General features: G+C 59.5%; 10 protein-coding genes and 1 pseudogene. 6 read left to right on the top strand and 5 right to left on the bottom strand.

Annotated elements, in window-relative coordinates; all coding sequences use genetic code 11:
* The first annotated feature begins 323 nt into the window (after positions 1–323).
* Positions 324–1436, top strand: a complete 1113-nt coding sequence (locus ASG35_RS10615; RefSeq protein WP_056356331.1) for an NADH:flavin oxidoreductase/NADH oxidase — start codon at positions 324–326, stop codon at positions 1434–1436.
* Positions 1437–1657: 221 nt separating this feature from the next.
* Entirely contained in the window at positions 1658–2107 is a 450-nt protein-coding gene (locus tag ASG35_RS10610) for an SET domain-containing protein (RefSeq protein ID WP_056356329.1), read from the top strand.
* 52 nt (positions 2108–2159) lie between these two features.
* On the opposite strand, the gene ASG35_RS10605 is transcribed toward ASG35_RS10610, so the two are convergent.
* From ASG35_RS10605 to ASG35_RS10595, 3 genes and pseudogenes are all read right to left on the bottom strand, one after another.
* Complete coding sequence (locus tag ASG35_RS10605; protein WP_056356350.1) at positions 2160–3605, bottom strand: sensor histidine kinase; 1446 nt, start codon at positions 3603–3605, stop codon at positions 2160–2162.
* A 107-nt stretch (positions 3606–3712) separates the two neighbouring features.
* A complete protein-coding gene (locus ASG35_RS10600; RefSeq protein WP_056356328.1) occupies positions 3713–4399 on the bottom strand; it encodes a response regulator transcription factor in 687 nt (228 codons plus the stop codon).
* Positions 4400–4962: 563 nt separating this feature from the next.
* Positions 4963–5274 (bottom strand): annotated as a pseudogene (locus ASG35_RS10595) (4a-hydroxytetrahydrobiopterin dehydratase); the annotation flags it as partial.
* A gap of 74 nt (positions 5275–5348) precedes the next feature.
* Between ASG35_RS10595 and ASG35_RS10590 the strand changes: the two are divergent.
* Complete coding sequence (locus ASG35_RS10590; protein WP_056356324.1) at positions 5349–5837, top strand: Lrp/AsnC family transcriptional regulator; 489 nt, start codon at positions 5349–5351, stop codon at positions 5835–5837.
* 21 nt (positions 5838–5858) lie between these two features.
* Here ASG35_RS10590 and ASG35_RS10585 read toward each other — a convergent pair whose 3' ends face one another.
* Together ASG35_RS10585 and ASG35_RS10580 are read right to left on the bottom strand one after the other, a co-directional pair.
* Positions 5859–6377 carry a class IV adenylate cyclase gene (locus ASG35_RS10585; RefSeq protein ID WP_056356322.1) on the bottom strand — a complete coding sequence of 173 codons (519 nt, stop codon included), beginning with the start codon at positions 6375–6377 and terminating at the stop codon, positions 5859–5861.
* Between the two features lie 85 nt (positions 6378–6462).
* On the bottom strand, positions 6463–7383 hold the full coding sequence (locus ASG35_RS10580; protein ID WP_056356320.1) for a LysR family transcriptional regulator: 921 nt from the start codon (positions 7381–7383) through the stop codon (positions 6463–6465).
* A gap of 144 nt (positions 7384–7527) precedes the next feature.
* On the opposite strand from ASG35_RS10580, the gene ASG35_RS10575 reads away from it, so the two are divergent.
* The 3 genes from ASG35_RS10575 to ASG35_RS10560 all read left to right on the top strand — a co-directional run bounded on the left by ASG35_RS10575 (position 7528) and on the right by ASG35_RS10560 (position 11088).
* Complete coding sequence (locus ASG35_RS10575) at positions 7528–9207, top strand: GMC family oxidoreductase (protein WP_056356318.1); 1680 nt, start codon at positions 7528–7530, stop codon at positions 9205–9207.
* 343 nt (positions 9208–9550) lie between these two features.
* Positions 9551–10330 (top strand): ABC transporter ATP-binding protein, encoded by a 780-nt coding sequence (locus ASG35_RS10565; protein WP_056356314.1) that lies wholly within the window; start codon positions 9551–9553, stop codon positions 10328–10330.
* A complete protein-coding gene (locus ASG35_RS10560) occupies positions 10327–11088 on the top strand; it encodes an ABC transporter ATP-binding protein (protein ID WP_056356312.1) in 762 nt (253 codons plus the stop codon). Before ASG35_RS10565 ends, ASG35_RS10560 begins: the two co-directional genes overlap by 4 nt.
* Positions 11089–11117 lie beyond the last annotated feature (29 nt).

Below are 11117 nucleotides of genomic sequence, written 5' to 3'. Positions count from 1 at the left end.
CTCGCGGGTTCCACGGCATGGTCGGATTCGAGGCAGTTGGACTGCCCGAAAGTGTCAACCATGTCTCCGCACACCTGTCAGCTATGTCTCCGGTCTAAACAGCCGTTGGAAAAAGAAATGAAGTGCCGCCACGCACAGTGGCTAATAGTGATAAAGAGAACAGCAGAACAGAACGTACGAAAGCCCAAACAGCAGCAACCCGGCATAGACCCCGACCAAAAAAAAACCAACCCCGACCAAGCGCCAGCGCGACCCCTTGTGCATGGAAAAAACCGAAGTGCTATTCTAAAACGCCTCCAATTCCCACCTTCGGAACCTCTCCCATGAGTGCATTGTTTTCACCGTTCACATTGCGGAGCGTGACGCTTCCGAACCGCATAGTCGTATCGCCGATGTGCCAATACTCCGCCGAGCGTGGTGAAGCAACGGCCTGGCACATGATCCACCTCGGCCACCTGGCGTTATCGGGCGCGGGCATGTTATGCCTGGAGGCAACCGCGGTAGAGCCCGACGGCCGCATCACCCCGGGCGACCTGGGCCTCTGGGACGACGGAACCGAAGCGGCGCTGAAACCCGTCATCGATGCCATTCGCAAGCACTCGCACATCGCCATCACGATGCAACTCGGACACGCCGGCCGCAAGGCATCGAGCGCGGTGCCGTGGGACGGCGGCCAGTTGATCCCGGTATCGGAGGGAGGATGGTTGCCATCGGCGCCATCGGCAGTTCCGCACAACGGAGGTGAAACGCCACCGCTCGCACTCGACGCCGCCGGCCTCATCCGCGTCCGCGACGCTTTCGTGGCGACGGCAAAACGCGCGGCGCGTCTGGGTCTCGACGGGCTCGAAGTCCACGCCGCGCACGGCTATCTGCTGCATCAATTCCTGTCGCCGCTTTCGAATCATCGAACGGATGAATACGGTGGTTCGCTTGAGAACCGCATGCGTTTCCCGCTCGAAGTATTCGACGCCGTGCGTGCCGCGTTTCCCGCCGATAAACCCGTGGGCCTGCGTGTATCGGCATCGGACTGGGTGGACGGCGGCTGGGATCTGGAGCAGACCATCGCGTTCGTGAAGGAATTGCAGAAGCACAACGTGGATTGGATCGACGTATCGTCGGGCGGTGTATCGCCGTTGCAGAAGATTCCGCTGTCGCCGGGTTATCAGCTGCCGTTCGCGAAAGCCATCAAGGAAGCAACCGGCGTGAACACCATGGGTGTTGGTTTGATCACTGATCCGCAGCATGCCGAAGAGATCATCGAGTCGGGTCAGGCCGATATGGTCGCGCTTGCCCGCGCGCTGCTCTACAATCCGCGCTGGCCGTGGCACGCGGCTGCCCAACTGGGCGCGACAGTCGAAGCGCCGCCGCAATACTGGCGTTCGCAACCGCGTGACCAGAAGGCGTTGTTCGGCGATATCTCGTTCGGCCAGCGGTAAGAAATTATGGAGCGGTTGAACTCGTGCGCGCCTAGCGTGTACGATGCCGTTGTTCACCTGCATGCGTTCAACCATGCAAAGAAAGCAACGCGGCGCCTCGCATTCAGGCCGCCGCGTTTTTTTAATCCACGTTCCGGTGCGTCACCGTTCGCGTGAAGCCGGGGCGGGGCGAAGTTGAAGCGTCTGCCAGCCAAACCGATTCGTTTTAAAGGATCCAGTCGATGAGTTCACGGAGGGTCGTTGTCCGCCGTTCAGGCATACACGGCAAGGGCGTATTCGCTGCTGTGCCACTCGCGAAAGGCGAGTTGATTATCGAGTACAAGGGCGAACGCATTTCGTGGAAAGAGGCGTTGCGCCGTCATCCTCACAACCCGGACGAGCCGAACCATACGTTCTATTTCGCGCTCGAAAACGGCAAGGTGATCGACGGCAAAGTCGATGGCAATAGCGCTCGTTACATCAACCACTCGTGCGCGCCGAATTGCGAAGCCGAAGAGAAGGAAGGGCGCGTGTTCATTCACGCGTTGCGTGCGATCAAGGAAGATGAAGAGCTGTACTACGACTACGGTCTCGTCATCGACGGTCGCATCACGAAGAAGCTGAAGAAGGAATACGAATGCCGCTGCGGCGCGAAGAAGTGCCGCGGCACGATGCTGGCGTTGAAAAAGTAAGATCGTTCGCGCTCGAAACGAAACGCCACGGCTCGTTCGCCGTGGCGTTTTTTTATGCTGGCTTCAAAGGCATCCGCACGATAAAACGTGCGCCACCGTCTGGCGCAGGCGCGTCTTCGTAATGCACGCTGCCGCCGTGCAGGACCATGATGTCGTGGACGATCGCGAGGCCGAGTCCGGCGCCGCCTTCCACGCCGTGTCCATCGCCGCGAAAAAAGCGCTTGAAAAGATCCGGCTGCTGTTCCAAAGGAACGCCTGGGCCGTTGTCTTCCACCACGATTTCACCAACTTTCTGACCTTTTTCATCGATATTTTGCGTCACCGTAACCGTCACACGGGCGCCTTCAACGCGAGACGTGGGCACGTATTTCAATGCGTTATCGATCAGGTTGGCGATCACCTCGCGTACCAGCACAAGGTTGCCGCGCACGGTCAGCGGATGCTCGTTTTCGGGGTCATCGAGACGCTGGAAGCCCAGGTCGACATGCGCGGTCAAAGCGCGCGGCACCCATTCGGCGCCGGTTTCGAACGCGAGCGCGGCGTAGTCGAAGTCGGTGAAACGTGCGGCTTGTTCGCCCGGCTCGGCGCGCGCCAACGAAAGCAATTGATTCGATAACCGCACAGCGCGATCCGCCGACGCCCGCAGTTCCTTCACCGCTTCCAGCACCTTGGCGGGGTCCTTCGCGATCGCGGCTTGCTCGGCGTGCAACTTCACGGCGGTCAACGGCGTGCGCAGCTGATGGGCGGCATCGGCGATAAATTTGCGTTGTGCGTCGAGCGCCGTTTTCAGACGATCGAGCAAGCCGTTCATGGCGCTTGTCAGCGGCCGAATTTCGATAGGTACGAACGATTCATCGACCGGTTCCAGCGATGTATGCGTCTGCCGGTTGAGGGTATCGGCGAGATCGGTCAACGGGTTGAGCTGCTGGTTCACGACCCGCCAGACGATCACCCAGCCGGCCAGCAGCAGGAGCAGCAGCGGCATCATGATCGCGACCATGAACTCGACGGCGATCCGGTAGCGCGAACCCACGCGTTGGGCGACTTCCACCACGATCGGATTGCCGTGCGTCTGGTCGACGCGCACCTGCGCCGCGCGCACGCTCGTTCCTTGATAAGTCGTCTCGAACACGTACGCGTAGTGAATGCGGCGCACGTTCGTGCCGGTCAGCGGCAGATCGGTTTCGCCGGCGATTTCGTTTTCGCCGTCGCTGATCCGGTAGATCAGCTGTTCCACGGGATCGGAGAACATGGCGCGGGCGAGCGGCGGCACCGTCAAGGGAGCATCGACGCCGGCAAGCTGGATTTGCTTCGAGATAGCCGTCGCGAGATCCGCCAACGAACGGTCGACCACATGTTGCGTGTATTGCCACGCGAGCCAATACGCCATCAGGCCGCTCATCAGCGCGAGCAGGGACAGCGGCGCGGCGAGGCGGCGCAACAGCGAGCGCCGCAGGCTTGGCGGCTGGCTCGAGGATGTGGTTTTCGACTGCGCCAGATGCAGCCAGTCGGCGCGGTCGAAACGTTCGTCGGCGGTGCGCCGGGGAGGGAATCGCAAGGTGCGGAGTCTTTACTCGTCTGGCTGGTTGGCCACGGACAATCCGCTTACGCGGCTGGCCGGATTTCCTGCAGCAAATAGCCGAAACCACGCACCGTCACGATTTCCACGCGGCAGTTTTCAAGCTTTTTGCGAACCCGGTGCACGTAGACTTCAATGGCTGTATCGCCGAGATCACCGCCGAAATGCGTCAGGTGATCCTGCAACTGGGCCTTGCTCACCACGCGGCCATGGCGCAGCAACAGCATTTCCAGCACGGCGAATTCGCGCGGCGATAATTCAAGTGGCTTCTCGTCGTTGAAAATGCGGCGATCCACGCCCGACAAACGCAAACCACCCAGCGATACTTCCGGACGCGGCACATCGCCGTGCGGGCCACTACGGCGCATCACGGCGCGAATACGCGCTTCGAGTTCAGCCGGTTCAAACGGCTTGAGCATGTAGTCGTCGGCGCCGCTGTTCAGGCCTTGCACGCGGTCATGCAGCTCATCGCGCGCGGTCAGGATGATCACCGGCGTGTGACGATTGCCCTGGCGGAAACGCGACAACAGCGTCATTCCGTCGATACCGGGCAAGCCGAGATCGAGAATCACCAGTTCATGCCGGTTTTGCGTCAGTGCTTGCTCGGCGAAAATGCCGTCGTGAACCATATCGACGGTAAAACCGGCTTGTTCGAGACTGCTTTGAATGCCGCGTGCGATAGGGCGGTCATCTTCAATCAGAAGGATTCGCATGGAAGTCGCTCTTATACGATATGGGTTAGGCTCGATTGCACGCTGCAGCCGCCAGCCGGAATTCGCATTGATGCCTTGGTTGCAACGGCAGCGCCGTCCGGGGCAGTTCAGCAATCCTTTCTTATTACGCCAAATGCTGCATTGCAGTGCCTTGCAGCGGTTTAATTGCGGCTCGACATTCGCCAGTTTCCCATTTGCGTTGAATAAGCCGCTTTGGGTTTTGCCGTGCTTTCGTGCTTTACGAAGTGCCCGATCGGACGTCTTTGCAAAGCCGAATGCAGTGCCAAAACCGTATGCGTGGTGATTGTACAGGGTCGCTCTGTGCTGCCAACGAAGTGAAGCTTCCGAAGTCGCGGCGTCGCTCCAAAAGCTTACGTATTGATTATGCTCCGACTTTCCGAATGAAAGGCTCGGTTAGCAGAGGCTTGCAACTTGCTTTGTTTTCGCTTTCGAATCAGGGAGAGAGCCGCTTTTTACGATCCAATATTGCGGATTTCGGATGTCATTGTTTGTAATACGAAGGTTACGAGTTTGTCGTAATGAATCCGATTTATATGCCGTCTTCAACCGTTGCCCGAGTTTCCCGCGATAGAACCGATGAACCTGGCCAGCGTCGCGTCACGCGAAGTCAGGCCTTTCGCCTCGTGCGTGGATAGCGTTATTTCGACCTTGTTATAAACATTCGACCATTCAGGATGGTGGTCCATCTCCTGCGCCTTGATCGCAATACGCGTCATGAAGCCGAATGCTTCGTTGAAATCGGCGAATTCGAAGCTGCGGTGAATGGATGTTGCCGAAGCGTCGATTTTCCAGCCGGGCAGTTCAGCAAGAAGCGCCTTCAGTTCGTCCGATGTGAGTTTTTCGATCATCTCGTGCTCCTTGGTCGAACGGTTATTTTGTACCGAGCGCGGTAAGCTTGCGTCCTTTCAGATCCAACGCAGGTTTTCCCATGATCGACCTCGATCACTTCGATCTCGCGCTGCTCGACGTTTTGCAGCGTTTTGGCCGCGCAACGCATCAGCAGCTCGGCGAGGAAGTGCCGCTGTCGCCATCGCAGATCGGACGCCGGCTGCAGCGGCTCGAAGCGACCGGCGTGATCGATGGATATCGCGTGGTGCTGCGGCCTGAAAAGCTCGGGCTTGGAGTGACGGCGTTCACGAGCCTCAAGCTGAAGCATCACGGGGACACCGTCATCGACCAGTTTCAGCAGCAGATCGAAACCTTGCCCGAAGTACTCGAATGCCACGCAACCGTGGGCGACGCCGATTATCTGCTGCGCATTGTCGCGCCCGATCTGAACGCGCTCTCCACGTTCGTCATGAAGAAACTGATGCGCGTGCCGGGCGTGGACAGCGTGCGCTCCAACATTGTGCTGACCACGTTCAAGCGCAATGGACCGTTACCGCTCGGACATCTTGCGGTGAAAGATCCGGAGTGAGCGTGTTCACGCCGAGCGCAATCAAGCCGGTTCGCTGAGCAGATCGACGTATGCAACCGGCACCAGATCCGCACTCGATACACCCAGCTTCGCGAACAATTCTTCAGCTTCCTTCTCGCCGCTCGCTTCGTCGTCGTCCTGACCGAGCAGCACTTCCAGCTCGATAAAATCGCCGAGTCCATCCACGCGATCCAGGTGAATGCGTGTGCGCCCGACGTTATAGACGTGCCGCTCCTTGTTCACGATCCCGCGCGTGTTCAACGCCTGGGCAAGCAGCGCGTGCATGGCTTCGGGGTTCGTCACGGGACTGCGCGAGTAATAGGAAACCTTCGGGCCATCGCGGTCATCGCGCTGATAGAAGATCAGTTCGGCGGGCGTGTTGTCATCGAATTGACGCAATTTGAGGCGGCCGTTCGGCACATCGTAGAAAAAATCCTGCTGGCGATAGATCATCGGCGGTTCCGTCGCGAGCGCAGCCGCGCGCGCCAGAAGCTGGTCGAATTGATGCGCGCGGGCCTTGATTTCAATGTTTCGTGCCATGTTTGCGAATTCCTGTTCACGTGGGCGCGAGAAGCGCGAGCCTCAGACTAACAAAGTTTGGCGGCCGCGCGATTGATCTTCGCGGTCAGGTCGCCCATTGGTCTTCGATCAGACGTAACGCCGCGGCAATGCCCGGCTCATTGCGGCGCTCCGTCAACACGATGAAGGACAACTGCGTCGGCACCGTGACGCCTTCCACAATAGTCAGCGCATGCGCGTGCGCCTCCGCGAGCGCAATCGAATCCCGGACCAACGTCAGTCCGACGCCCGATTTGACGAGATCGAGCATGGACGGCTCCTGATCGACTTCGGCGACTTTCATGGGCTGGACGCCGTGGGCATCGAAGAGACGAGTCAGCAAACGGTTATGCGCCGATTCCGCCGGCGTCCAGATCCACGGCAAACGGGCGAGCGCGGTCCAGTCGGGCGCGCCGGTCTTTGGATGTGTCGTGCGGTTCACGCGGTCTTTCCATCCGGCCGGCGCCAGCACGCGATACAAATACGGCTTGAGCTGCACCACATGAAATCGCGTGGTGTCGCGGGGTTCATCGATTGCCGGATCGCCGATGTAAAACCCCACATCCAGATCGCGCGCCTTCAGGCGTTCCAGCACCCAGCCCGACATGCCGTGCCTGAGCGCCGTCTCAATGCGCGGATAGGTTTCCACCAGCGCGCGCAGGAAACCGCCGAGCCGCAAGAATTCGGGATCGAGAATCGTGCCGATAGTCAGCCTGCCGCCGATCTCATGACGCAGCGCGGCGGCGACGCGCCGTACCTCGCCGGCGGCGTTCAGAGCGCGCTCGGCGTGAGGCAGGAGCGTTTCTCCGTCGCGCGTGAGGACCAATCCATGCGAAGTCCGCACGAACACGGTCACGCCTAGCGCTTCTTGCAGATTCTTGATCTGCAAGCTGACCGCAGGTTGCGATACATGTAATAGCACGGCCGCCCGCGTGAGATTCCCCTCACGGGCGACGGTGACAAAGGCGCGCAGCAGAGTCAGGTCCATGCCTGATATTAGCGCGGCTTATAAAGCTATTGAAGATATCTGATTGGATTGCTGCACTGCGAGCGCAGTAGGGTGTTGAAAAATAGCGGATAAAAACTCTGAATCAGAACGACGGCCCCAAGGCGAGCCGCGCAGGAGACGCAGATGAAACAGGACGCACGAAAGCTCGAGGGTGAATTCGACTACATCATCGTGGGCGCGGGAACGGCGGGCTGCGTGCTCGCCAACCGTCTGACCGAAGACGCCGATATAAACGTCCTTCTGCTCGAAGCGGGAGGACGCGACAACTACCACTGGATCCACGTGCCGGTCGGTTATTTGTATTGCATCGGCAATCCGCGCACGGACTGGCTCTACAAAACGCAGGCGGAAGCGGGGCTCGATGGCCGCTCGCTTTCCTATCCGCGCGGCCGTGTGTTGGGCGGATGTTCATCGATCAACGGCATGATCTACATGCGCGGCCAGCGCGAGGATTACGACGACTGGGCGGCCATTACCGGCGACCGCGACTGGTCGTGGGATTCGGTTCTGCCCGTATTCAAGCGCAGCGAAGATCATCACGGCGGCGCAAACCAGTGGCATGGATCGGGCGGCGAATGGCGCGTCGAAAAGCAGCGTCTCAAGTGGAAAGTGCTGGAAACCTTCTCGCAAGCAGCGCAGCAGACAGGACTTCCCGCCACCGATGACTTCAATCGCGGCGACAACACCGGCGTAGGATATTTCGATGTCAACCAGCGCAGCGGCATCCGCTGGAACGCATCGAAGGCATTCTTGCGACCGGCCATGAAGCGTCCCAATCTCACCATCATCACGGGCGCGCACACGCAGCGTCTGATGATGGAAGGCAAGCGCTGCGTCGGCGTGGAATATCGCGGCGGCGATACGGACTATCTCGCGAAGGCGCGCCTTGAAGTGGTCGTCAGCGCGGGCGCGGTGAACTCGCCGCAATTGCTGGAATTGTCCGGCATTGGCAATGGCGCGCGGCTGCAGAAATTGGGTATCGATGTAGTCCAAGATCTGCGCGGCGTTGGCGAGAATCTGCAGGATCATCTGCAGCTTAGGATGGCTTACAAAGTGCGCGGCGTGCGCACGTTGAACACGCTTTCCGCGAAATGGTGGGGCAAGGCGTGGATCGGTTTGCAGTACGCGGCCTTGCGCAGCGGGCCCATGTCCATGGCGCCGTCGCAACTCGGCGCGTTCGCCAAATCCAATCCCGACGACGCAACCATCACCCGGCCCGACGTGGAATATCACGTGCAGCCTTTGTCGCTGGACCGGTTCGGCGAGCCCTTGCACGCGTTCAATGCGTTCACGGCTTCGGTGTGTCCGTTGCGGCCTACGTCGCGCGGCAGCGTTCATATTGCATCGCCCGATGCAAAAGATGCGCCGCTGATCGCGCCCAATTATTTATCGACGGATCGCGATCGCGAGGTCGCCATCAACGCTTTGCGGTTGACGCGGCGCATTGCGGCCGCGCCCGCGCTCGCGAAGTATTCGCCCGAAGAGATCTTGCCGGGCGCATCGTTTCAAACCGATGCCGAGCTGGCCGTGGCAGCGGGAAAAATCGGCACGACCATTTTTCATCCTGTAGGCACATGCAGGATGGGAACCGATAACGATCCAGCCGCGGTCGTCGACAGTCGTCTGCGCGTCATTGGCGTTGAAGGATTGCGCGTGGTGGATGCGTCCGTCATGCCGACCATTACGTCGGGCAATACCAACTCGCCTACGTTGATGATCGCCGAGCGGGCCAGCGAAATGATTCGCGCGGACCGGCGTTTCCTGGGCTCGCAGGTTCGGACGCTGATATCGGGCGTGGCTTGAACATGGCATCGATATGTTCAGTAACGCGCATTGATCGACCAATCGAGCAATTTTGCTGAGAAAACAAGCGCCAAACTAAGTGCAAATCCCGATGATTGCGCTGCATCATTGGCGCGACAATACCCCGGACGTCTTTGATGTGCCGCACGTCTGCACGAGCGTTGTGCGGCACGCAAAAAGCGCCGCAGATGCAAGCCGGCACAACGCCAGCACTGCAGCACTTATCCAGGTTAAGGCACCCGCGCGAACGAATCGGGCACCAATGGCATGCGCCAAAAGCGTGCTCTGTTGAAGCTGAAACAAGCCCGGGCGAAAGAGGCTCAAACCAAGCACGGAAGGGGACATGATTCTCGGCGACACGATTCTGGAAACCCGCGGCCTGACAAAAGAATTCAAAGGCTTCACCGCCGTGAACGACGTGAACCTGCGTGTGCGCCGCGGTTCCATCCACGCATTGATCGGTCCCAATGGCGCCGGCAAAACCACGTGCTTCAACCTCCTCACCAAGTTTCTCGAACCCACTGCGGGTCAGATCGTCTTTAATGGCGCCGACATCACGCGTGAACGTCCCGCGCAGATTGCGCGGCGCGGCGTGATCCGGTCGTTTCAGATTTCTGCTGTATTTCCGCATCTGACGGTCATGCAGAACGTACGTATTGGTTTGCAGCGATCGCTTGGGACATCGTTCAAATTCTGGAAAAGCGAGCGTGTGCTCAACGAACTTAACGACCGCGCCATGGATCTTCTCACGCAAGTCGGCCTGACCGATTTCGCCGATACCACCACGGTCGAGCTTTCATATGGCCGCAAACGCGCGCTCGAAATAGCGACCACGCTTTCGATGGAACCCGAACTCATGCTCCTCGATGAACCCACGCAAGGCATGGGTCACGAAGACGTGGACCGCGTGACGGCGCTGATCAAAAAAGTATCGGTGGGACGCACCATCTTGATGGTCGAGCACAACATGAACGTGATCGCCGGGATCTCGGACACCATCACGGTCCTGCAACGCGGCGAAGTGCTGGCCGAGGGCAGCTACGCGGAGGTATCGAAGAATGCGCTCGTGATGGAAGCCTACATGGGCAGCGCCGACGCCGCCCTCGCCGGAGCGCACGCATGAGCACGATCGTGGAAGAACGCCGGGCGCAACAGCCGCGCGATGCATCGGCTGGCGAACCTGCGCTCGAACTTGTGGGCGCGCAAGCGTGGTACGGCGAGTCGCATATCCTGCACGGCGTGGATCTGAAAGTGAACCGTGGCGAAGTCGTGACGCTGCTCGGGCGCAATGGCGCGGGCCGCACGACCACGTTGCGCGCGATCATGGGCCTGACGGGACGGCGCACGGGATCGATTCGGATTGGCGGGCATGAGACGGTCGGCATGTCGACGCACAAGATCGCGCATTACGGCGTGGGGTATTGCCCGGAAGAACGCGGCATTTTCTCGAGCTTGTCATGCGAAGAAAACCTGATGCTTCCGCCAGTAGTCGGGAATCCGAAGGAAGCCATGTCCATCGAAGAAATCTATTCGATGTTCCCCAATCTCAAGGAACGCCGTCATAGCCAGGGGACGCGTCTGTCCGGCGGCGAACAGCAGATGCTTGCCGTGGCGCGCATTCTGCGCACGGGCGCAAATCTCCTTTTGCTCGATGAGATTTCGGAAGGGCTCGCGCCTGTGATTGTGCAGACGCTCGCGCGAATGATCCTGATGCTCAAGGGACGGGGTTACACGATCGTGATGGTCGAACAGAATTTTCGCTTCGCAGCGCCGCTCGCCGATCGCTTTTATGTCATGGAGCACGGGAAGATTGTCGAGCACTTCAATGCCGGGGAACTCGAAACGAAAATGCCGGTGCTGCACGAATTGCTCGGGGTTTGACCCGCGTTCGGCACGCGGCAGCCGCAAGA

The sequence above is a fragment of the Burkholderia sp. Leaf177 genome, from assembly GCF_001424345.1.
In the GTDB taxonomy this organism is placed as follows: domain Bacteria; phylum Pseudomonadota; class Gammaproteobacteria; order Burkholderiales; family Burkholderiaceae; genus Caballeronia.
The sequence above is the reverse complement of the archived record's forward strand: the minus strand, read 5'-3'. Positions and strand labels throughout refer to the sequence as shown.

Coding starts and splice junctions, on each gene's coding strand:
- ASG35_RS10580 (WP_056356320.1), bottom strand. CDS start 7,383: ATGGACCTGACTCTGCTGCGCGCCTTTGTCACCGTCGCCCGTGAGGGG.
- ASG35_RS10600 (WP_056356328.1), bottom strand. CDS start 4,399: ATGCGAATCCTTCTGATTGAAGATGACCGCCCTATCGCACGCGGCATT.
- ASG35_RS10585 (WP_056356322.1), bottom strand. CDS start 6,377: ATGGCACGAAACATTGAAATCAAGGCCCGCGCGCATCAATTCGACCAG.
- ASG35_RS10615 (WP_056356331.1), top strand. CDS start 324: ATGAGTGCATTGTTTTCACCGTTCACATTGCGGAGCGTGACGCTTCCG.
- ASG35_RS10610 (WP_056356329.1), top strand. CDS start 1,658: ATGAGTTCACGGAGGGTCGTTGTCCGCCGTTCAGGCATACACGGCAAG.
- ASG35_RS10590 (WP_056356324.1), top strand. CDS start 5,349: ATGATCGACCTCGATCACTTCGATCTCGCGCTGCTCGACGTTTTGCAG.
- ASG35_RS10565 (WP_056356314.1), top strand. CDS start 9,551: ATGATTCTCGGCGACACGATTCTGGAAACCCGCGGCCTGACAAAAGAA.
- ASG35_RS10560 (WP_056356312.1), top strand. CDS start 10,327: ATGAGCACGATCGTGGAAGAACGCCGGGCGCAACAGCCGCGCGATGCA.
- ASG35_RS10575 (WP_056356318.1), top strand. CDS start 7,528: ATGAAACAGGACGCACGAAAGCTCGAGGGTGAATTCGACTACATCATC.